The sequence below is a fragment of the Plantactinospora soyae genome, assembly GCF_014874095.1.
GTDB classification, from domain to species: domain Bacteria; phylum Actinomycetota; class Actinomycetes; order Mycobacteriales; family Micromonosporaceae; genus Plantactinospora; species Plantactinospora soyae.
The window spans coordinates 3,148,599-3,171,317 of sequence record NZ_JADBEB010000001.1 but is presented as its reverse complement, the minus strand read 5'-3'; the positions used below and the strand labels follow the sequence as shown (position 1 = coordinate 3,171,317).

The window sequence follows — 22,719 nt, the reverse complement described above, 5'->3', positions numbered from 1 at the left end:
CACCACTGCGGTGCTGAACCGGCGCCACCCGGCGGTTCAGCCCAGCCGGATCCGGTTTCCCGCCCCGTCGAACAGCATCAACCGGTCCAGGTCCACGGCCAGCACGATCGGCTCCCCGGTCCGGGGCAGGACGCCGGCCGGTACCCGGACCACCAGTTCGCCCGAAGTCGGCGGCTCGTCACCGAGTTCCGGGTCGTACACGGGATAGAAGCCGTACTCCGTACGTGCCGTCGCCGGCGGCTGCTCGGGCCGGGAGTGCGGGATCATCCGGGCCAACCGGTCCCGGACCGGATGTCCGGCCGGCAGGTCCTCGGCGAGCAGTTCGGAGAGGTGGTGACCGGTGGCCGGATGCTCCAGCCGGGACTGGGCGGCAGAGGTCGGCACGGTGCCGGTCGTGACGTGCACCAACGCCTCGTGGCCGAGGTTCTCCACCAACCGGACCACCCCGCGCAGCACCGGCCCGGTCGCTTCCGGGGCCGCCGGGGTCAACGCGTCCGCGCGCAGCGCCAGGGTCACCCGGTCGGTGTGCCGATCCCGCAACGGCGCAACCCGGGGATCGTCGGCCGGCAGCTCGATCAGTTGCGAGCCGAGGTCGAGCAGCACTCCGTCGTCGGAGGTGAAGATGGCGGCCTGCACCAGGTTCGCCCGAGGCGTACCGAGGAAGGCCGCGACGAACAGGGTGTGCGGATCCCGGTAGACCTCGTCCGGCGGCCCGATCTGCTGGAGTACGCCCCGGCGCAGCACCGCGACCCGGTCCGCCATCGTCATCGCCTCGACCTGGTCGTGCGTGACGTAGAGCGTGGTCATGGCCAGCCGGCGGGCGAGCGCCGCCACCTCGGCCCGCAGTTCCGCCCGAAGTCCCGCATCCACGTTGGACAACGGCTCGTCGAGGAGGAAGGCCCGCGACTCGCCCACCATGGCCCTGGCCATCGCGACCCGCTGCCGCTGCCCACCGGAGAGGTGTCGGGGTTTCCGGCGGAGCAGTCCGGTGATGCCGAGCTGGTCGGCGACCGCCGCGACCCGCCTGGCCGCGTCGGACGGGGTCTCCGAGCCGGTCGTCAACGGAAAGCCGATGTTCTCGGCGACCGTCAGATGTGGATAGAGCGCGTAGTCCTGGAACACCATCGACAGCCGCCGGTCCCAGCCCGCGTCCGGGCGCACCGGTTCCCCGTCGATGAGTACCCGGCCGCTGGTCGGTTCCTCCAGCCCGGCGACCAGGCGCAGGATCGTCGACTTGCCGCACCCGGTCGGCCCGAGCAGGGCGACGAACTCCCCGGAGCCGATCTCGATGCTCACTCCGTCGACCGCGACGGTGCCATCGGGGAAGACCTTTGTCAGCCGGTCGGTGGCGATGCTGACCACGGCGACCACCTCCTGTCGCCATCGTCAGGGCAGTGCGGTCCACGCGCCAGTCCTGTTGCGCCGGACGGCCACGCACGGTGCGCCGGACGGCGAAATCCGATGCGCCAGGCGGCTCCGCACGGTACGTCGGACGGCATACTGCCACGGCGTCGCCCGACATGTTGTCCCGCTCGGGAACGACAACGGATCGACCGACCGGCGTGGTGTCGGTCGCTCCACCGCCCCGTCACCCGGGCGGGCGGGCTGGACGTCAGTACCCGGAATCGGCCGGTGGCTCGGCCCGTACCGTCCGGTCCATCCAGCCGTCGCCGTCGTCGTCGTACATCCGCTTCTCGAAGAAGCCGTCGCGGTTCTTGTCGTACTCGCCGATGTCGACGAGACCGTCGGCGTCGAGGTCGTGGCCCACGAAGTCGGTACGGCCGTCCCGGTCGGCGTCGACCAGGATGTCCACGCCGCCGTCGGCCCGCCCGTGCAGGGTGTGCCGGTCCCAGTCCCCGTCGCCGTCGATGTCGACCCGGGTCCGGTACCCGTCCGGTACGGCCGGCTCGGCATCGGACGGCGGCTCGACGTCGAACGGTGGGTCGGCGGCCCCGAAGCCCGTCTCGGCACCGGCCAGCGCGGCGGCCAGTCCGGCAGCCGGATCGGCCAGCGTCGCACCGAGGCCACCGCCCGGGGCGGCCAGCGCGGCATCGGTCGCCGACCCTATCGACCGGCCGATCTCGTCACCCAGCCCGGCGAGTCCACCCACCGGTGCTCCCGCTCCGGCCTCGACCGCCGGTGCGGCACATCCCGGAGCCGTACCGAAGCCGTCGACCGGACCGGCCAACGCGCCCGAGGCGGGAACCGGCGCCGCACCGAAACCCTGGCCCGGCACGGACGTCGCACCCAACCCCTGCACCGGTACGGCGGTGCCGAAGCCCTCCGCCGAAGCCGACGGCCGGCCCAGCCCACTGGTGCCGATCTCGTTGACGGCGGGCAGCGCGCCGGCCAGCCCGACCAGCGGGGTGAACATGCCGAACAGGCTCGACTGGTTGGCCCGGGTCTCGACGCCGTGCTGTCCACCCACGTCGTCGCCGAGTTGCAGTTGGAGCAGGGCCAGTTCGTCCGCGTCGAGCCGGTAACCGGCGAGGGTGCCGACCGGGTCGACGGACAACGCGGCCGCGAACGCCGGGTCGGCGACGAGCCGCTCCAGTACGACATCGAAGTCACTCACGGTAGCCCCCTCGGTACGCCGGCCTACCCACGCTAACGCCGACGTGCCATCCGGGCAGTCCCCCGACCGGTCGGCCCGGACTACGGCCGATCAGTCCAGTTCGGGCATTGGCACCGGCTGTGGGCGTGGCCGACAGGTACCGCACTGCAACGCGTCCTCGACCACCAGCCCCTCGGCCCGGCCGCGCGCCTCCGACCGGTGCACCTGGAGCAGATACGGCCCGAACCGGGCATGGTCCTCACAGACGCCGCGCCCACAGAACCGGCACCCGCCCCGGGCCGCCTTCGGACAGAACCAACAGAGCACGGCAACTCCTCATCCGACGGTCCCACACGATTCCAGGTTGATGGTCAGGCTGGTCTCCGACGAGTTACCGGCGGCGTCTACCGCCCCGATCTGTACCCCGATCGTCCCGCCCTGGCTGTTCTCCCTGCGGTACGGGACGACGACGTCACCCTGGAACGACTCGCCGGAGCGCTTGAGTTGCACCGAGCCGCCGTCCCCCTCTCCGAGAGACCAGCTCGCGGTCATCTTGATCTCCGAACCCGGAGTGACGTTGTCGGCGACCGATCCGCCGATGGTGGCCACCCCGTCGGGTCCGCAGGAGGGGCGGGAGATGCTGGTCGGCTCGGCGAAGACGCCCGAGAAGGTCGGCCCGGCTTCGTCTCTGGATGGCGTGGTCGGGACGGTGGTGGTGGGTGGGGCCGTCGTCCGGGGCGGCGTGACCGGAGGACCGGTCGTCCTCGGGGTACCGGCCGGGGTGGTCGGGTTCGCGCCGGGCGTCGTCGGCACCGGCGTCGGCGTGGCCGAGGCGGTCGGGGAGGGTCCGACGCTCGGCGTCGGGGTCGGTGTCGTGGTTCCGGGACCGGTCGACTCGGGAGCACCGGGAGTGCCGCCCGGCCCCGTACCCTCCGGTGAGTCGTCGGCACCGCACCGGGACGGCCGGCCGCTGGCCTCCTGCCGGATCCCGGCGACGCGTACCTCGCCGGCCGAGACCTCGATGCTCCGGGTCCAGGCCGTGTACCGGGCCGGGCCCCGGTTGCTGATCCCACCGGCGGGCCGGTTCACCAGGAGTGCGAGGGGCGCGAAGGCGGGGCTGGGGCTCTCCGTGTCGGCGAGCATCCGACCGGCGTCGAGGGTCAGCCGGCCGTGCGGGGTGATCGTCCGCGTCCCGTCGCTCCAGAGGGCGCCGACCGTGGTCCGGGCACCCGCGCAGAGGGTGGCCGTCGACCCGCCCTGGAACGTCAGGAGACCCCGGGACCGGGCAGACACCCGGATCCGGTCACCGTCGCCGACATAGATCCGGCTCCCCTCGGCCAGGGTCACGCTCCGGCCGTCGACGGTCGCGACGAGCCGTCCCCGCTCGGCCGCGAGCAGGGCCCGGTCCCGGGGCATCTCCGCCCATGCGGGCCCCGGGATCAGATTGCTGGCGCTGGCGAGCAGGGCCAGCAGCAGGAAGAGCAGGACCAGCCACCAGAGCCGCCGCTCGAACCGCCGGTCGACGTCGTCGTCCACCCCGGACGGGGGCGGACCGGGCGGCGCGGCCAGGGGCGGGTAACCGGCGCCCGGATGTACGCCCGTCCGGGGCGCGCTGCCCGGCGTACTGGCGCCGGTCGCGCTGACCGGCTCGGCCGGGGCGCCGAACAGCAGCGGCAGGCCGGTGACCGCCGGCAGGGCCCAGATCCGCACCGGCGTACGGGCGGTGGCGACCGTACCCGGTTCGCCCTCGCCGGCCGGGCCGATCACCGTACCCCTGCGAAGCTGGGTGCCGTCGGGCAGTTCGATGACCCCGGACTCGACCACGACGGCGTCGTTCGCCCCGGCGAGGGTGACCGGGTCCCCGGCGCCCAGCGCCACCACCCGGGCGCCGGCGACCAGACCCAGCCGGTCCTCGGCGGTGAGTCCGCGCAGCGCGGGTGCCTCGGCGAAGAGTGCCTCGGCCTCGGCCCGGTCGGCGAGGGGCGGTCCGGGCAGCGGGCCCACCCCGGCGACCACCACCGCCGCCGGCATGCCGAGCAGGACGGTGCCGGCGGTGTGCCAGTCCAGGGTGGCCGGGGTCCCGGTGAGCGCGTTGGCCAGGCCGATCACGCCGCCCGGGCCGAGCCGCTGCCGGACCAGCCCGCCCGGGTCCCCCGGGCGCCGGCCCTCCATCGCGCCGTCGGCGACCAGGTAGACGGTCGACTGGGCGGCGCCCGCGAAGACCAGGTGCTGACCGGTACGCGGCCGTACCCACCGGGCCCGCGCGGCCAGATCGGCGAGGGTGGTCGACGGCAGCCGCCCCAGTGACGAGTTCCGTAGCGCGTCCAGCCGGCGGGGCAGGTCACTCCGATGGCGGCGCTCGATCCACCGGCCGCGTAGCGATCGGAACCGGGCGGCGAACCAGCCGACCGCGAGGTAGACCAACGGCGCGGCGAGGCCGGCGATCACGGCGAACAACAGCAGCCGGGCCGGCCAGCCGGAACGCCACAGCCCGAGCACCAGCCCGGCGACCCGGTCCGTCCAGATCCGCCAACCGAGGTTGACCGCGATCACCACCCAGAGCAGGGCGAGGGTGCCGTACAGGGCGACGAGCCGGCCCTCCCGGTCGAGCTGGGCCCAGCTCGGTGGCCGGCGCCGCAACCGGGCAAGCACGTGTGCCAGGCCGCGCGAGCGCAGGTTGGGTATCTCCAGCCAGTCCATCAGCAGGTAGTAGCCGTCCAACGCGAGGAACGGGTTCAGGTTGAACAGCGCGTTGAGGTACCAGGCGAAGGCGAGCTTGAACGTCCACGGCGCCGTCTCGGGCACCAACAGACCGACGAGCTGGGCGAGACCGGCCAGGATCAGCCCGGCGGCCGGCCCGGCCGCCGTGGTGAGCATCCGGGCCCGGCGGCCGGCCATCCAGACGTCCGTGGTGTCGACGAAGACCGACGGGATGCCGAAGTAGACCAGGAAGCCCGCGGCCGGTACCCGGCGTCCGGCGTGCTTCGTCGCCAGGGCGTGCCCCAGTTCGTGGCAGGCCAGGGCGAGCACGTTGAGTCCGACCAGCACCACCGCGCCGGCCGCGTACGACCCGTCGGTCAGGAACAGCGACTGGTCCCCGGCCCACCAGGTCCAAGCGAAGAGCAGTAGTCCGAGAACCGCCACGACGCCGAGTACTCCGGCCGCCACCCGGGTGAAGAGCAGCCGGCCGCCGCCCCGGTAGACGAGGTCGACCAGCCGGTCGATGTCGGCCACCACCGTCCGCTGCCCCTTGGCCGCCGCCAGCAGGCCGCGGCCCAGCCGTACCGGCCACGGCCGCCGGTGCACCCGGTCGAGCGGGCGGAACGCGTCGACCGGAAGCTCGGCCAGCATCCGGTTGCCGGCCAGGTCGGCGACGACCCGGGTGACCTGGTCCGGGGCGAGCCGGCCGGCGATCCGGGCGAACTCCGCGACCAGCCGGGCCACCGTCCGGGAGCCGTCCATCAGCCCGGCCAGCTGCCACTCCTGCGGGGAGAGCCGCAGGTAGCAGGCGTCACCCCGGGCGTCGGGAGAGCGCAGCATGACGTACGGGACCCCGCGTACCGAGACCAGCTCGGCGGCCTCGATGTCGGGTCGCAGTACGGGTCGGGCCCGGGCGGGATTCAGCCGCTCGACGACGGCGCTCCACACTCCCGGCTCGGCCGGACCCAGTGGCCGGCCCGGTGCACGGCCGGCCAGTGCCTCCCAGACGCTCACCCGGCTCTCGACGACGGCCACTGACCTCTGCCCTCCGCGTGTCGCTGCGGCATGCAGAGTAAAGCGTCGATCCGCCCGGGGTGTAATCGCGTCCGCTACCCGACATTAACCGGCGTCGTTCCGTACCCGCGGCTGAGGTGTTAGGAAGGGGCCCCTCCTATACAAAATCCGATAAAAGGGGGCCCTTCCTTGTGTCGGACCTCACCAGGCCACCGAGGGTGTGGAGGCCTGCTCGGCGTGCGGCTGGGGGGTGGCCCAGGCCCGGTAGGCCCGCTCGTAGTCGTCGGCCATCCGCTCGGCGGAGAAGTTCCGCCGGACATGAGCCGCACAGACGCCCGGATCCAGCCGGGCGACGTCGATCAGGGCCGGCGCCAGATCCTCGGCTTCGTCGCAGATCAGTCCGGTCTCGCCGTGCCGGATCAGTTCCGGTACGGCCCCCCGGTTCAGCGCCACCACCGGAGTACCGGTGGCCATCGCCTCGACCATCACCATGCCGAACGGCTCCTCCCAGCGGATCGGCATGATCAGGGCGCGGGCGGCGAGCATCAGCCGTACGGTGGCGTCCCGGTCCGGATTGCGCAGCACGGTCACGTCCGACCCCACCATCGGTTCGATGACCTGTTCGAGGTACTGGCGTTCGGCGCGCGAGTCGCACTTGCCGGCCAGCACCAGCGGCAGGCCGGCCGTCCTACAGGCTTCGATCGCCAGGTCGGGGCCCTTGTCGGCGCTGAACCGGGCCAGCCACAACACCGGACCCATCCCCGGCGCGGATTTCGTCACCAGCCCGGCGGTCGAGATTCCGTTGTGGATGGTGGCGGCCCAGCCCAGCTCGGGGGCCAGCCGCCGCTGGGTGTGCGAGATCGCGACCAGTCCCACCCGGGGGTCGATGTCGCCGAGCACCTCCCCGAGCTCACCGGCCGGCATCCCGTGCACGGTGGTCAGCGTCGGCACGGAGCGCTCGGCGGCGGCGTACGGCCCGACGGTGGTGTGGTCGTGCACGATGTCGAACGAGTCCGGCGAGATCATCCGGTTGACCCGGGACAGGTGGGCCAGCTCCGGCAGCGCCTGCCCGAGCCGGTGGTGTTGCAACTCCGGTACGGTCCCGACGAAGTGCGCCGCCGTGCCCGTGCCCGTACCCGCGCCGAAGAGGGTCACCTCGTGTCCCTTGGCCGCGAGCGCGTCCACCAACGCCGAGCAGACCTGCTCCAGCCCGCCGTAGCCGCGCGGTGGCAGTTCGTACCACGGGGGCACGACCATCGCGATCCGCAGTCGGCTGGTCGGCAGTGGTCCTTCGGACGGATTCTTCGTCACGCAGCGGTCCTCCCTCGGGGCCGGCAGCTCGGATGGTGTGGCGCCGCGGGTCCCGACGGATCAGGTGGCCAGGGTGAGTCGGATCTCGACGTCGACGACCCCGGGAGCCGCCCAGGCCACCCGTTCGGCCTGCTCCCGGTCCAACCACGACCGCACCTCGCCGGTGAGCACCACGGTCTCCCCGTCGACGTCGATCTCGATCAGCCCGACGTCGGCGTTCACCGTCCGGGCCAGGGCGCTCCGGATGTCACGCTGGATCTCCTCGGCCGAGATCCCGTCGACCGGCCGGACCGCGATCAGGTTGGTGACGCCCCGTACCCCGGTCAACCGCCGGACCGACCGCTCGGCGGCGCGTTTCTGGTAGCCCCGCTCGACCTCGCCCCGCAACGTCAGCCAGGCGTTGGCGACGGTCACCTCGATCTGCTCCACCGGCACGAATTCGTCCCACTCCAGGGCCCGGCTCGCCGCCGTCGCGATGTCGGAGTCGTGGCGCTCGGCGTCGCCGGGCAGTCGTACCTCGATGTCGTTGGCGACCGCCCGGATCCCCCGGATCCGGTGTGCGGTGCGCTCCGCCGCCCACTTCTTGGCGTAGCTGTCGACCCAGCCGGTGAGGGTGCCGATGCCGCTCTTGACCGAGACGCCGATCTCGCTGGCCCGGACCCGGGGGTCCCAGGCCAGCTCGGCCAGTACCTCACGCTGGATGTCCGCATCGCTGCGAGCCATGGTCGCGGTACTCATCGCCGCCCCTCCCCAGGTCCGTCGCGGTCCCCCGGTCTCGGTCGAGGCCGGTCCCGCACTTGCAGAGCACCCCCGATATTCGCCCCGGTCCGGGTGAGCCGGGCTCACCCGGAACAGGTGAAGCCCCGCTGGCGGATCGAGGGACCGGAGCGGGTGTCTCGAAGGGGTGGCGGAACCGGGAAAAGGAGGAGCGGCGGGCGACCTGACCAACCCCCTTGGTCATGTCGCCCGCCGCTCTGGGGAGGAGGTCCACCTACCGTTTCCGGAGGGTCGACCCGAAAGCCTGCGGTCGTCCTATCCTTACGACGTTTCGGCGAGCGTCACGGTTGCCGACTTTTCGGCTCCGTTTCGGGTGTACGTCACCTGCACCTGGTCACCGACCTTGCCGCCCTGTACGGCCCCGACGAGATCGTCGGAGTCGTTGATCCGCTTGTCGCCGAACTGGGTGACCACGTCGCCCTGCTGGAGTCCGGCCTTGGCGGCCGGGCTGTCCGGCTGGACCGCGGCGATCAGCGCGCCCCCGCTCTCGGCGGCGGTCACCTGGACCCCGAGCGACGGGTGACTGACCTTCTCGCCCCGCTGGAGCGCCTCGGCAACCACCATCGCCTTGTTGCTCGGGATCGCGAAGCCGACCCCGATGTTGCCGGTGCCCTGGCCGGCGGTGGCGATCGCGGTGTTGATGCCGATCACCTCGGCCTTGGTGTTGACCAGTGCCCCGCCGGAGTTGCCCGGGTTGATCGGCGCGTCGGTCTGGAGCAGGCCGGAGATCGAGCTGGCGGCGCCCTGTTGCTGCTGCGGCTGCCCGAACGGGTTCGGCTGCTCCTCCTGGCCGCCACCGGCCTGGATCGTGCGGTCCCGGGCGCTGATGATGCCGGCGGTCACCGAGCCCTGCAGGCCGAGCGGGCTGCCGAGCGCCAGCACCTGGTCACCGACCTGCATCGCGTCGCTGTCGCCGAACTTCGCGGCCGCGAGTCCGGAGACGCCGTCGGCCTTCACCACGGCCAGGTCGGTCTTCGGATCGGTACCGATGACCTTCGCGGCGGCCTTCTTGCCGTCGGCGAAGAACACCTCGACCTTCCCGTCGTCCGCGCTCGCCACCACGTGGTTGTTGGTCAGCATGAAGCCGTCGGCGCTCATCACCACGCCGGATCCCTCGGCGCTGCTGGTGCTGATCGACACGACGCTGTTCTCCACCTGGGCGGCGATCTTCGGCAGCTCGGCGGGGTTGATCACCGGTGCCGCGGTGTAGCTGCGCGTCGTCACCGCCGGACCGTCGTCGAGGGCCAGCGCGATGGCCCCACCGGCGATGCCGGAGCCGACCATCAGGGCCAGCGCCGCGGCACCGATCGCCGCGAACTTGCCGAACCGGCCGCCCGATGCCGGTGCCGGCGGTCCGACGGGTACGGCCCAGGGTGGCGCCGACGGCCCGCCGAGGTGCGGCGGCACTCCCCCGCCCGGGTTGTGCTGGCCGGGCTGACCCGTCCAGCCCTGGTGGGGCTGCTGACCCCCGTGCGGCGCCTGCCACGGGCTGGTCGCCGGCTCGGTACCGGTCGACGGCAGGCTGTACGGCTGACCGGACGCCTGCCCCGGCCCGTACGGCCCGGCGCCGTACGGCTGGCCCGAGGCCGGCGTGGCCCCGTACGGACCGGCGCTGTACGCCTGCCCCGGCGCGGGGGCACCGGCGTACGGCTGACCGGAGGCGGGTACGCCGCTGTACGGCTGTGCGGACGCGGGTACGGCGCTGTACGGCTGCGCGGCCGAGGTCTGTGCCGCGCCGTGTGCGCCGTACGGCTGCCCGGGGGCGGGCGCGCCGACGTACGGCTGCTGCCCGGCGGTCTGCGCCGATCCGTACGCCTGGTCGCCGTACGGCTGGCCGGGGGCCGGTGTCACCGTGGCGGTCGGCGGCTCGGGGCGATCACCCGCGTCGGCGGCGCCCGACGTACCCGGGTCAGCGGAACCGGTGCCGGGGGTGGCCGAGTCGGCGGGGCGGTGCCCGAAGGCGTCGGAATCGGACTGCCCGCGGTCGTCGCGCGGCAGCCCAGCGGTGGGGTGCGAGAGCTCGCGGTCGGCGTTCGCCGGCCGCCGCTGCGGGTCGGTCTCGAAGTCGCTCATGTCCCCTACCTTGCCCCCTCGCTCTGCGACCTACCTTGAGCCCGCCTGAATATTGCCTGAGAATTACTCTACGTCGATTTCTTCGGTCGGTTCCGGTCCTTCGGAGACTTCCGGCGCGAGCGGGAGGCAGACCCGGAAGGTCGCACCGCCGCCGGGGGTCTCCATCGCCTCGACGCTGCCCTGATGCCCCGCGACCAGGGCAGCGACGATCGCCAGCCCGAGGCCCGTGCTGATCTGGCCGCCCGCCTGGCGGGTCCGGGCGGCGTCCGCCCGGTAGAACCGTTCGAAGACCCGCTCGGCCTGCTCCGGCGAGAGCCCCGGCCCGGTGTCGGCGACCTCCACCACGGCGTCGCCCTGATCGGTCCGCAGCCGCAGGGTGACCGACGCGTCGGCGGGTGTGTGGGTGAGCGCGTTTGTCATCAGGTTGCCCAGCACCTGCCGGAGTCGTGCGTCGTCACCGAGCACCACCAGCGGGCCGGCGCCCGGTTCGATCTCCAGACTGATCGAGCGCTCCGGTGCGACCGCCCGGGCGGCCTGCACACTGTCGGCGGCCAGGACCGGAAGCTCGACGGGGGCCAGCGTGAGCGGGCGTTCCCGGTCGAGCCGGGCCAGCAGCAGCAGATCCTCGACGAGCAACCCCATCCGGGCCGCCTCGTCCTCGATCCGTCGGATCAGCCGGGCGATGTCCTCGGCCCCGCCGGCCGCGCCCTGCCGGTACAGCTCGGCGAAGCCCCGGATCGTGGTCAGCGGCGTACGCAGTTCGTGTGAGGCGTCGGCGATGAACTGCCGCATCCGTTCCTCGGACCGGCGGGCCCGCGACTCCGAGGTCTGCGCGGCGAGCGCGGCGTTCCGGGCCGCCCCCTCCGCGCCCCGGGCGGCGGCCTCGGCCGACCGGGCGGCCGACTCCGAGGCGGCCCTGGCGGTGAAGGCCACCTCGATCTGGCTCAGCATGGCGTTCAACGCCCGGGACAGCCGGCCGAGTTCGGTTTTCGCCTCGGCGGCACCAATTTCCGGATCGGGCACCCGCCGGGAGAGGTCACCACCGGCGATGGCCGCCGCGGTCCGTTCGATCTCCACCAGCGGTCTCAGGCTGGTACGCACGATCGCGGCGCCGGCCGCCGCGAGGGTGATCAACACCGACCCGCCGACCAGTACGTCGATCCAGATCAGTTCCTTGACCGCCAGGTCGACCTCGGTGAGGTTCTGCCCGACGGCGATGTACTCGGCGTCGTTGAGTCGCACGATCATCATCCGCCAGCGCAACTGGCGGTCGGCCGAGGTGACGGTGAAGATCTCGCCGTCGGCGTGCCGCCGGTACCAGGAGGCGTCCCGCAGGGTGCCGGGCAGGTTGGCCGAGGTCAGTTGCCGGTCGTCGTAGATCGGCAGGGCCTTCCACGACTGTTCGCTCGCCGCGACCAGCAGGTAGTCGGTCGGCAGGCTGCTGCCGTTCGTGCGCTCCGGCTCGAACTGCTGCCAGACCCGGTCCGGCTGGCTCATGAATTCCCGCAGCTCGTCGTCGATCTTGCCGATCAGGTAGCTGCGCAGGAAGAACGCGGTCATCACGCTGATCACCACCAGCGCCGCGGCGACCAGGATGAGGACGGCGGCGACCAGCTTGACCCGCAACGGGATGGCGCGCAACCGCCCCAGCCGCGGCAGCAGGGTGCTCACGCCGCTGGCTTGCGGAGCACGTATCCGACCCCCCGCAGCGTGTGAATCAGTCGAGGCTGGGTGGTGTCGACCTTGCGCCGCAGGTAGGAGATGTAGGACTCGACGATGTTGTCGTCGCCCCGGAAGTCGTAGTTCCAGACGTGGTCCAGGATCTGCGCCTTCGACAGCACCCGGTTGGCGTTGAGCATGAGGTAGCGCAGCAGCTTGAACTCGGTCGGCGAGAGCTGGACCCGCTTTCCGGCCCGGTGCACCTCGTGGGTCTCCTCGTCCAGTTCGAGGTCGGCGAAGGTCAGCCGGGACGGCGCGTGCTCACCGGTGGCCGTACGACGCAGCACCGCCCTGATCCGGGCGGTCAGTTCCTCCAGGCTGAACGGCTTGGTGACGTAGTCGTCGCCGCCCAGGGTCAGCCCCCGGATCTTGTCGTCGGTGGCGTCCCGGGCGGTGAGGAAGACCACCGGCGTACGGGTGCCGCCCTCGCGGAGCAGTCGGATCACCTCGAAACCGTCGAGGTCGGGCAGCATGACGTCGAGCACGACCAGATCCGGTCGCCGCTCCTTCGCCGCGCTGACGGCCGCACTGCCGCTGGTCGCGGTGGCCACGTCGAACCCGGCGAACCGCAGACTGGCGGAGAGCAGCTCGAGAATGTTCGGGTCGTCCTCGACCACGAGTAGTCGCGCCTCGGTCTGGGTTGTCGCTGCCATCTGGCCATCATCCGCGCCACCGCTGCGCCTCGGCTGAGCATCCCCTGAAAACTCCCTGAGAGCAGCGGGCCGGGTCGGCTCCACGGCTCGGCCGGTCAGCGCAGCAGTCGCCGCAACCCGTCCAACGCCCCGTTGAGCAGCCGGCCCGCCGTCCGGAACTGGGCCTCGCTGAACCGCCGGCTCGCGGCCAGCGCCCGTACCTCGCTGACGAAGACGATCAGGTGTCGGTCGAACTCGGCAACCGGATCGGCGTCCTGTCCGGATTCCCCGGTCCGGGGGTGTTCGCCGCCGGGGGGTCCGGCCGCCGGCCACTCGCCGCCCGGACCGCCGCCGCCCGCCGATCGGGGGTACCACCCGGAAGGACGGTGATCCTGGTCACCTCGCCGGGTCTCCTGGGCCGCCGCCCGGAGCTCCTGCTTCAGATCGCGGATCGAACCGCGTACCTCGGTCCGGATCTCGCCGGCGAGCCTGGTCAGGTCGCTCACCGAGGCGCGGATCTCCGACTCCAGGGTCGCCACCTCGTCGGCGCGCTGCCGCAGTTCGGCCCGGCCCGCCTCGGTGATCTGGTAGACCTTGCGGCCCCCGACGGCGTGGTGGGTGACCAGCCCTTCGGTCTCCAGGCGCTGGAGTCGGGGATAGATCGTGCCGGCGCTCGGCGCGTAGAGGCCGAGGAACTTCTCCTCCAGCAGCCGGATCAGCTCGTAGCCGTGCCTCGGTCCGTCGTCGAGGAGCTTGAGCAGGTACAGCCGGAGCCGGCCGTGGCCGAACACCGTCGTCATGCCGCCCTCACTCCGCCGTTCGCCGTGCCAGCAACACGATGCTGCCAGAGACCGTGCTGGCCCGGAGACTACCGACACCGGCACCGAGAACTCCCCGGCTGTCCTTCACCGGGGTCAGGCCGGCGCCCACCCGAAGCTGGGGGAAGTCGCTGCTGATCTGCCCCGACGTGGTGTGCAGGTGCACATTGAGATCGCTGTCCTCGGGCACCCGGACGGTCACGCTGCCGGAGGTGGCGCCGAGTTGGATCTCGCTGTTACCGGGGCTGTCTAGGTCACAGGTGATCGCCCCGGAGACCGTACTGGCCCGGACCCGCTCGGCGGAACCGTCGGCGAGGATCAGCTCGCCGGAGACCGTCTCCATGGTGAGGTCGCCGGAGACGCCGAGCGCCTCCACCGGCCCGGAGACCAGCCTCGCCGTGGTCCGGCCGCTCAGCCCCATCAGGGTGACCTGGCCGGAGGTGACGTCGACCTTGGTCGCCTCGGTCAGTCCGGACGCGACCACCGAACCCTCGGCCATCCACAGGTCGACCCGGGCCGTCGCCGGAACCGCGATCGAGACCTCGGGTCCGGCCTCGCGGGTCAACCAGCGGAACACCAGGAGCCAGGTCCCGATCTTCCGGTGCCGTACGGACAACCGGCCGTCCTGCTGCTCGATGATGACCGGCTGCCGGCCGGTCTGGGTGATCTCGATCCGGGCCGGTCCCTCGGTGCCGACGATGTTGACCCGTCCCGAGGTCAGCCGGACGACGAGCTGGTCAACCGGTTCGTCGATGGTCAACCGGCGGGGACCGTCGACCGTCCAACTGGCCATGGCGTCTCCCCTGCTGCTGCGGCGGGCCGTTCCGTCCGCAGGGGTGCGGGACCGGACGGTGGAGGTGGGCGTGCGTCCGCCACGATAACGCGATACATCGCGTTTCCGGAACAACCCGCTGGCGCCGTGCAGCCACCCGTCCGGCCAGGGCCCGAGGCGTCGAAGCCGGAACTCAGGCGGCGAGTTCCAGCGCTTCCGGCTGCACCGCACGCGTTTCCGGCCGCACCTCGGGGCCCGGCTCCAGCGGCGGTACGCCCGGGGATCCGACCGCCCGCACGGCCGCCTCGGCCGCGACGGCCAGCCGACGCCGCTCCACCATGCCGCCGCGCCGGCCGGTCGGGACGCCGGTCTCCGCCGACCCGTCGATCCACGGCTCGTCGAGCCTCGGCTCGTCGACGGCGGTGAGGGTCACCACCAGCCCACGCAGCGCCAGCACCCGGCGGACCGAGGAGAGCAGGCTCTCCTGCGCCAGGAAGGCGGGCGCCGTGGTGCCGCCGGCCCGGGCGGCGCCGACCGACGTACCGCCGGTCGCGTCCGCGGTGGTCGGGCGCCCCGGCCCGGACGGCGCGACGCGGTAGCCGAGGTGCACCGGTACCACCGGCGCGTCGGCGTCGATCGCGGCCTGGAACATCGCCGGGCGGAACCGGCCGGCGGCGCCGCAGCGGGCGCCCGGACGCGGCAGGCCGCACCAGGTCGTACCCTCCGGGAACACCGCGACCACGTCGTCGGCCCGCAGCGCGGCCCCGACCTGGGCGACGGTGGCCGGCAGGGTGCGCGGCCGGGTCCGGTCCACGAAGATCACCCCGCCGAGCGCGGCCAACGGGCCGATCAGCGGCCAGCGCCGTACCTCGTGCTTGGCCAGCATCCTGGCCGGCGTCACCGCGAGAATCGTGACGACGTCCAGCCAGGAGACGTGGTTGGCCACCAGCAGCGCCCGGCGCCGTGGCGGCCGGCCCTGGACGTCGAGCCCGATCCCGACCGACCGCAGCACCGCGCGGGCCCAGGTCCGACCGGCGGCCTGCCGACCGGACCGGGCCAGCAGCGGCAGTACGGGCACCAGCGCCGCCCCGAACAGCAACACACCGACCAGTGCCGCCAGGCGACCGAGTCGTACCGGCCCGGAGGCCCGGGGCGTCGTTCCCGGGTCGGGCAGGCACTCGGGGCCGCAGTTCGAGTGCGGTCGCCAGAGCGACCAGGTCGGGTGCGGATTCACTGGTCCGGGCCCAGGAAGTGTCGGCGGTACCGGGCGGGCATCCGGTCCAGGGAGAACAGGACGTAGAAGTCGGCGGCGTCGAACGCCGGGTCGTACCCGGGTTCGCCGCAGACCCAGGCGCCGAGCCGCAGGTAGCCACGGAGCAGTGGCGGCATCGGCACCCGGCCCCGGGGCGCGACCGCCTCGCCGGACGGCGCGTCCGCGAGCGCCGCCGCCCCGCTCGGTTCGGCCAGCCACGGCCGGTGCGGGCGCACCCGCATCGGTGGTGGCGACAGGTGGCGGCGCTGTACCTCCGTCCAGACCCCGAGCGCCGTCGCCCCGCCGTCGGCGAGCGGCACCGAGGCACACCCGGCGAGCCAGCGCAGTCCGCGCAGGTGTAGATAGCGGGCGATACCGGCCCACATCAGGTTGATCACGGCACCGGACCGATGCGCCGGGTCGACGCAGGACCGGCCGGTCTCGACCAGTCCGTCCCGCAGCGGCGCGAGCGGGGTCAGGTCGAACTCGGACTCGGCGTAGCGTCCGCCGGCCCGGGCGACCCGGTCCGGCGGCAGCATCCGGTACGTGCCGACCACCGCGCCGGTCCGGTCCTCCCGGACGATGAGGTGTTCGCAGTGCGCGTCGAACTCGTCGATGTCCAGTCCGGGCACCGGCGAGGAGAGGTTCGCACCGAACTCCTCGACGAAGACGGCGTGCCGGAGTCGTTGTGCGGCGGCGACCTGCGCCGCGGTGTCGGCGATCAGCAGGGTGTATCCGCTGGTCCCGGTTTCTGCCGGGGTGGTGAGCAGAACGGCCATGGTCTCAATGTCTAAGGGCCGGGACTGCCGTAAACGTGTCGACCGGCGGTTGACGGCGTGTCGATCCGGTGAACGGGGTGTACGCAGGATCGCGAGGTCACGGGGGCGGTCGCGGATCGTGGAGCCCCCGGGCCACCGGTCGATGGTGGTACCTTTCGTCGCCTCGTGCGCGACCCGAGCGGCTCCTGCTCAAGGAGGACGGGCTCCTGCCCGGGGATGAGATCCGGTTACGTCATCATCCCGATTGACCCCGCGGCTGCCACCATCAACGCTGGACAACGGCGCGGCCGGCGCGGCGGCGCTTCACCGAGGGGAGTGAAATGTCCGACGGGCGGCTGAGCCCAACGGCCGGCAACGGCCAGATAGTGGTGTCCGGCCTTACGAAGCATTACGGCAATGTCCGAGCGGTCGACAATCTGTCGTTCACCGTCGAGCCCGGCCGGGTCACCGGCTTCCTGGGGCCGAACGGTGCCGGCAAGACGACCACGCTGCGGATGCTGCTCAACCTTGTCACGCCAACGGCGGGCACCGCGACGATCAGCGGCGCACGCTACGCGAACCTGCCGGATCCGATCCGGCACGTCGGCGCCGTACTGGAGGCGTCGAGCGCCCACAAGGGCCGGACCGGTGTCAACCATCTCCGGGTGGTCTGCGCCGCGGCCGGGCTGCCGATGCGGCGGGCCGACGAGGCACTCGCGCTGGTGGGCCTCACTCCGGCCGCCAAGCGGAAGTTCAAGGGCTACTCGCTCGGCATGAAGCAGCGGCTCGGCATCGCCGCCGCCATGCTGGGTGATCCCCAGGTGCTGATGCTGGACGAGCCGGCCAACGGCCTCGACCCCGAGGGCATCCGGTGGATGCGTGGCTTCCTCAAGGCCCTCGCCGCCGAGGGCCGTACGGTCCTGGTCTCCAGCCACCTGCTCTCCGAGATGCAGCTGCTGGCCGACGACGTGGTGATCATCGCGGCCGGGAAGCTGATCCGGCAGGGTCCGATGGAGTCGGTGGTCGGCTCGATGGCGCACACCGCCCGGGTCCGGGTACGCACTCCGCAGTCCGACGAGTTGGTCGCCGCGCTCGCCGAACACGACGCGCAGGTGGAACCGGGCGAGGGCGGAGTGCTGCTGGTCGGCGGGGTGGACGCCCCGACGGTCGGTCGCGCCGCGCTGGCCGCCAAGATCGAGTTGCACGAGTTGACCACGGAGCGCCCCGACCTCGAAGGCGTCTTCCTCGAACTCACGGCCGGAAAGGCGGCTATCCGATGAGGCTGGTCCGGGCCGAACTCCTGAAGATCCGATCGACCAACACCTGGTGGACGTTCGGGCTGATCGCCCTCGGGCTGTGGGCCGTCACGCTGTTCTTCAACTACATCCAGACCCAGTTCCTGGCGGGGCCGGACGCCACCACCGGGATGCCCGAGGACCAGGCCGAGCAGCTCCGGGCCGCCGGTGAACCGGTGAGCCTGGCGGCCAACCTCTACACCAACGGCCAGTTCCTGGGCCTGGTGATCGTCCTGGTCCTCGGCGTACTGGTGGTGACCAACGAGTTCCACCACCAGACCGTCACGACGACCTTCCTCACCACGCCGCACCGCACCGCCGTGGTCGTCGCCAAGCTGGTCGCCGCGGCCCTGCTCGGCGCGCTCTTCTGGGTCGTCACCACCGGGCTCAACCTGTTGACCGGCCCGCTGATCCTGAACGCCTTCGACGTCGCCAACCAGCTCGACAAGGGCGAGGTCTGGCAGGCGATCTGGTTGAACGGGCTCGCCTACCTGCTCTGGGCCATCTTCGGAGTCGGGTTCGGAGTGCTGATCCGCAGCCAGATCGGCGCCACGGTCACGGCGATCCTGCTGTACTTCGCCGGTTTCATCGGCGCGGCGATCTTCTTCTCCACCCTGGCCACCCGGTTCGGCGACTGGATCAACGACCTCCAGGTGCTGGTGCCGTCGCTCGCCTCGCAGCTGATGGTCTCCGCCGTCGAGCTGCCGAGCCAGCCGCCGCAGTGGCTGGGCGCGGTCGTGCTGATCGGGTACGCCGTGCTGACCGCCGGGATCGGCACGCTGATGATCCGCAAGCGCGACATCTCCTGACCCGCGTCGGCGGGGGACGGATCTCCTTCGGGGGCGTGGGGCCGACGGCCCCGCGCCCCCGAGCCGTTGCCGAACGGCCGAACTTCCTCGGCGGTACGGCCGGGAACTCGCAAAACCTGTGAAACGCGACACGGCCCCGATGCGAGAATGCTGGCGGTTACCGCACGGCGTAGCCTTGGACCCGTCTTTCGACGCAGCCCCCCGGACGGGTGGCCAGGAGGCCGCGTGACACACAAACCGCGTGAAAGAGGCGATTACCGGCCGTGTCGACCCAGCAGACTTCGCAGGAAAATCCACTGGCGGGTTTCGGTCCCAACGAGTGGATCGTCGAGGAGATGTACCAGCGTTACCTCGCCGACCCGGCCAGCGTCGACTCAGCCTGGCACGACTTCTTCGCCGACTATCGACCAGCGGCGGGACAGTCGGACGGCACTGGGGCCGGCGACGCCGGGGTGACCGCCGCCACCGGTGGCGGCTCCGCAGCCGCCACCGAGAAGCCGGCGACAACCGCGCCGAAGCCAAAGCCCACCGCAGACGCCGGCACCGCACCGACCAGCGCCCCGGCGGCGCCGAAGCGTACGACCCCGACGCCGGAGGCCAAGCCGGCGACCCCGGCGAAGCCGGCCCCGAAGGCCACCCCGGCGCCGAGCAAGCCGGCTCCGGCCGCCAAGGGTGGAGCGGGCCAGGCCGCCGGCGGCGGACAGAGCACCCCGTTGCGCGGTGTGGCCGCCCGGATCGTGCAGAACATGGACGCCTCGCTGTCCGTGCCGACCGCGACGAGCGTGCGCGCCGTACCGGCCAAGCTGCTGGTGGACAACCGGATCGTGATCAACAACCACCTCGCCCGGGGGCGCGGCGGCAAGGTCAGCTTCACCCACCTGATCGGGTACGCCCTGATCAGGGCGCTCGCCGAGCACCCGGAGATGAACAACTCGTTCGCCGAGGTCGACGGCAAGCCGGCGATGGTCCGGCCCGAGCACGTCAACCTGGGCATCGCGATCGACCTGGCCAAGCCGGACGGCTCGCGCACCCTGGTGGTGCCGTCGATCAAGGCCTGCGAGCAGATGGACTTCCGGCAGTTCTGGCAGGCGTACGAGGACGTGGTCCGGCGGGCCCGGCGCAACGAACTGACCATGGAGGACTACGGCGGCACGACGATCTCGCTGACCAACCCGGGCGGGATCGGCACCGTGCACTCCCAGCCGCGGTTGATGGTCGGCCAGGGCACCATCATCGGCGTCGGCGCGATGGAGTATCCGGCGCCGTACGCGGGGATGTCCGAGGAGACCCTCGCCGAGCTGGCGGTCAGCAAGATCCTCACGTTGACCAGCACGTACGACCACCGGATCATCCAGGGCGCGCAGTCCGGCGAGTTCCTCAAGATCGTCCACGAACTGGTGCTCGGCGAGCACGGCTTCTTCGACGAGATCTTCACCTCGCTCCGGATCCCGTACGAGCCGGTGCGCTGGATGCGCGACGTGGCGGTCAGCTCCGAGGGGCAGATCGACAAGACCGCCCGGGTGATCGAGATCATCCACGCCTACCGGGTGCGTGGTCACCTGATGGCCGACACCGACCCGCTCGAGTTCGAGATCCGCAAGCACCCCGACCTCGACGTACTCCAGCACGGTCTGACCCTCTGGGACCTGGACCGGTCCTTCCCGGTCGGCGGCTTCGCCAGCAAGCAGAAGATGAAGCTGCGCGAGGTCCTCGGCGTGCTCCGGGACTCGTACTGCCGCCGGGTCGGCGTGGAGTACATGCACATCCAGGACCCGGAGGAGCGGCGCTGGATCCAGGAACGGATCGAGCGCAAGTACACCAAGCCCGCACCGGACGAGCAGAAGCACGTGCTCAACCGGCTGAACGCGGCCGAGGCGTTCGAGACCTTCCTCCAGACCAAGTACGTCGGCCAGAAGCGCTTCTCGCTGGAGGGCGGCGAGTCGCTGATCCCGCTGCTCGGCGAGGTGCTGGAGTCGGCCGCCGAGAACGATCTCGACGAGGTCGTCATCGGGATGGCCCACCGGGGCCGGCTGAACGTGCTGGCCAACATCGTCGGCAAGCCGTACGAGAAGATCTTCTCCGAGTTCGAGGGGCATCTCGACCCGCGTTCGACGCAGGGCTCCGGTGACGTCAAGTACCACCTGGGCCAGGCCGGCAAGTTCACCACGCCGGACGGCGAGCACTCGATCAAGGTGTCGGTGACCGCCAACCCCTCGCACCTGGAGGCGGTGGACCCGGTGATGGAGGGCATCGTCCGGGCCAAGCAGGACCGGATCGACCTCAAGCTGGAGGGCTACACGGTACTGCCGGTGGCCGTACACGGCGACGCCGCGTTCGCCGGCCAGGGCGTGGTAGCCGAGACGCTCAACCTCTCCCAGCTGCGCGGCTACCGTACCGGCGGCACCGTGCACGTCGTGGTCAACAACCAGGTCGGTTTCACCACGGCTCCGGAATACTCGCGCTCCAGCCTCTACAGCACCGACGTGGCCCGGATGATCCAGGCGCCGATCTTCCACGTGAACGGCGACGACCCGGAGGCCGTGGTCCGGGTGGCCCGGCTGGCCTTCGAGTACCGGCAGGCGTTCAACAAGGACGTCGTGATCGACATGGTCTGCTACCGGCGGCGCGGGCACAACGAGGGCGACGACCCGGCGATGTCCAACCCGCTGATGTACAAGATCATTGACTCGAAGCGGTCGGTCCGGAAGCTCTACACCGAGGAACTGATCGGTCGCGGCGACATCACCCTGGAGGACGCCGAGGAGCTGCTCCGCGACTTCCAGGCGCAGTTGGAGCGGGTCTTCAAGGCCACCCGGGACGCCGCCTCGTCGGCCCGCCCGGCCGCCCGGCCCCGCCGGCAGGCCGAGCCGGAGCCGGAGGTCGAGACCGCCACCACCGTGCCCACGGTGCACGCGATCGGCACGGCGCACACCACGCTGCCGGAGGGGTTCACCCCGCACAAGCGGATTCAGCAACTCCTGGACCGGCGGGCCAAGATGTCCGAGGCCGGCAACATCGACTGGGGATACGGCGAGATCATCGCCTTCGGAGCGCTGCTGAACGACGGCGTGACCGTCCGGCTCGCCGGGCAGGACTCCCGACGTGGCACCTTCGTCCAGCGGCACGCCGTCATCGTGGACTCGCGGACCGGTGCCGAGCACGTGCCGCTGACCGCGCTGGCCGGCGACCGGGCCCGGTTCTTCGTGCACGACTCCCTGCTCAGCGAGTACGCCGCGATGGGCTTCGAGTACGGCTACTCGGTGGAGAACACCGAGGCACTGGTCCTCTGGGAGGCCCAGTTCGGTGACTTCGCCGACGGGGCGCAGACCGTGGTCGACGAGTTCATCTCGTCCGGCGAGGTGAAGTGGGCCCAGCAGTCGGCGGTGACCCTGCTGCTGCCGCACGGGCACGAGGGCCAGGGCCCGGACCACACCTCCGGGCGGCCGGAGCGGTTCCTCCAGATGTGCGCCGAGGACAACATGCGGGTCGCCATCCCGACCACCCCGGCGAACTACTTCCACCTGCTCCGCCGGCAGGGGCTCTCCAGCAAGCGCAAGCCGCTGGTGGTCTTCACCCCGAAGTCGCTGCTCCGGCACAAGCTCTGCGTGTCCAGTGTCGAGGACTTCACCACCGGGACCTTCCAGCCGGTCATCACCGATAGCTCCGGAGTGGACCCGGCGGCGGTCAAGCGGGTACTGCTCTGCTCCGGCAAGGTCTACTACGACCTGGTCCAGGCGCGGGCCGATCGCGGCATCACCGACACCGCGATCGTCCGGATGGAACAGCTCTACCCGCTGCCGGTCGAGGAGGTCCGGGCCGCGCTCGCCCAGTACCCGAACGCCGAGGACTTCGCCTGGATCCAGGAGGAGCCGGCCAACCAGGGTGCCTGGTCGTTCGTCGCGCTCAACCTGCTGGAGCACCTGGAGGGCGTACGACTGCGTCGGATCTCCCGTCCGGCGGCGGCCGCCCCGGCGGTCGGCTCGGCGAAGACGCACGACGTCGAGCAGGCCGCGCTGATCGAGGCGGCGCTGCCCCGCCCCTGACGGAGCAACCCCGCCGACCGGGGCCGACCGGAAGTGGATCCCTCCACTCCGGCAGGTCCCGGCCGGCAGGTCCCGGCCGGCAGGTCCCGGCCGGCAGGTCCCGGCCGGCAGGTCCCGGCCGGCAGGTCCCGGCCGGCAGGTCCCGGCTCGGCTCGGCGCGACGGCCGGCGGCCTGACCCGGCGCCACGGGCG

General features: G+C 71.9%; 16 protein-coding genes. 3 read left to right on the top strand and 13 right to left on the bottom strand.

Annotated features, from left to right (window positions below; genetic code table 11):
• Positions 1-36: 36 nt before the first annotated feature.
• From H4W31_RS14180 to H4W31_RS14120, 13 genes are all read right to left on the bottom strand, one after another.
• Positions 37-1,362, bottom strand: coding sequence for an ABC transporter ATP-binding protein (locus H4W31_RS14180; RefSeq protein ID WP_192767088.1), 1,326 nt, complete (start codon positions 1,360-1,362; stop codon positions 37-39).
• A gap of 250 nt (positions 1,363-1,612) precedes the next feature.
• On the bottom strand, positions 1,613-2,575 hold the full coding sequence (locus H4W31_RS14175; RefSeq protein ID WP_192767087.1) for a hypothetical protein: 963 nt from the start codon (positions 2,573-2,575) through the stop codon (positions 1,613-1,615).
• Positions 2,576-2,665: 90 nt separating this feature from the next.
• The gene (locus H4W31_RS14170; RefSeq protein ID WP_130464803.1) at positions 2,666-2,881 is read right to left on the bottom strand and encodes a hypothetical protein; all 216 of its coding nucleotides are present in this window, start codon (positions 2,879-2,881) and stop codon (positions 2,666-2,668) included.
• Positions 2,882-2,890: 9 nt separating this feature from the next.
• Complete coding sequence (locus tag H4W31_RS14165; protein WP_192767086.1) at positions 2,891-6,289, bottom strand: cyclic nucleotide-binding protein; 3,399 nt, start codon at positions 6,287-6,289, stop codon at positions 2,891-2,893.
• Between the two features lie 180 nt (positions 6,290-6,469).
• A complete protein-coding gene (locus tag H4W31_RS14160; RefSeq protein ID WP_404825589.1) occupies positions 6,470-7,579 on the bottom strand; it encodes a glycosyltransferase family 4 protein in 1,110 nt (369 codons plus the stop codon).
• Positions 7,580-7,639: 60 nt separating this feature from the next.
• The gene (locus H4W31_RS14155; RefSeq protein WP_192767085.1) at positions 7,640-8,317 is read right to left on the bottom strand and encodes a BON domain-containing protein; all 678 of its coding nucleotides are present in this window, start codon (positions 8,315-8,317) and stop codon (positions 7,640-7,642) included.
• 300 nt (positions 8,318-8,617) lie between these two features.
• Positions 8,618-10,429 (bottom strand): S1C family serine protease, encoded by a 1,812-nt coding sequence (locus H4W31_RS14150; protein WP_192767084.1) that lies wholly within the window; start codon positions 10,427-10,429, stop codon positions 8,618-8,620.
• 63 nt (positions 10,430-10,492) lie between these two features.
• Complete coding sequence (locus H4W31_RS14145) at positions 10,493-12,100, bottom strand: sensor histidine kinase (RefSeq protein ID WP_318783192.1); 1,608 nt, start codon at positions 12,098-12,100, stop codon at positions 10,493-10,495.
• The gene (locus tag H4W31_RS14140) at positions 12,097-12,801 is read right to left on the bottom strand and encodes a response regulator transcription factor (protein WP_192767083.1); all 705 of its coding nucleotides are present in this window, start codon (positions 12,799-12,801) and stop codon (positions 12,097-12,099) included. Before H4W31_RS14140 ends, H4W31_RS14145 begins: the two co-directional genes overlap by 4 nt.
• A 95-nt stretch (positions 12,802-12,896) precedes the next feature.
• On the bottom strand, positions 12,897-13,580 hold the full coding sequence (locus H4W31_RS14135; RefSeq protein WP_192767082.1) for a PadR family transcriptional regulator: 684 nt from the start codon (positions 13,578-13,580) through the stop codon (positions 12,897-12,899).
• A gap of 7 nt (positions 13,581-13,587) precedes the next feature.
• Positions 13,588-14,391, bottom strand: coding sequence for a DUF4097 family beta strand repeat-containing protein (locus H4W31_RS14130; RefSeq protein WP_192767081.1), 804 nt, complete (start codon positions 14,389-14,391; stop codon positions 13,588-13,590).
• A 172-nt stretch (positions 14,392-14,563) separates the two neighbouring features.
• Positions 14,564-15,604: a lysophospholipid acyltransferase family protein gene (locus H4W31_RS14125; RefSeq protein ID WP_192767080.1), complete on the bottom strand. Its 1,041-nt coding sequence runs from the start codon at positions 15,602-15,604 to the stop codon at positions 14,564-14,566.
• Positions 15,601-16,401, bottom strand: coding sequence for a GNAT family N-acetyltransferase (locus H4W31_RS14120; protein WP_192767079.1), 801 nt, complete (start codon positions 16,399-16,401; stop codon positions 15,601-15,603). The genes H4W31_RS14125 and H4W31_RS14120 overlap by 4 nt, the downstream gene beginning before the upstream one ends.
• A gap of 320 nt (positions 16,402-16,721) precedes the next feature.
• Here H4W31_RS14120 and H4W31_RS14115 point away from each other — a divergent pair, with 320 nt between their 5' ends.
• The 3 genes from H4W31_RS14115 to H4W31_RS14105 all read left to right on the top strand — a co-directional run bounded on the left by H4W31_RS14115 (position 16,722) and on the right by H4W31_RS14105 (position 22,527).
• The gene (locus H4W31_RS14115) at positions 16,722-17,660 is read left to right on the top strand and encodes an ABC transporter ATP-binding protein (protein WP_192767078.1); all 939 of its coding nucleotides are present in this window, start codon (positions 16,722-16,724) and stop codon (positions 17,658-17,660) included.
• Complete coding sequence (locus H4W31_RS14110) at positions 17,657-18,484, top strand: ABC transporter permease subunit (RefSeq protein WP_192767077.1); 828 nt, start codon at positions 17,657-17,659, stop codon at positions 18,482-18,484. The genes H4W31_RS14115 and H4W31_RS14110 overlap by 4 nt, the downstream gene beginning before the upstream one ends.
• Positions 18,485-18,747: 263 nt before the next feature.
• Positions 18,748-22,527, top strand: coding sequence for a multifunctional oxoglutarate decarboxylase/oxoglutarate dehydrogenase thiamine pyrophosphate-binding subunit/dihydrolipoyllysine-residue succinyltransferase subunit (locus H4W31_RS14105; protein ID WP_192767076.1), 3,780 nt, complete (start codon positions 18,748-18,750; stop codon positions 22,525-22,527).
• Positions 22,528-22,719 lie beyond the last annotated feature (192 nt).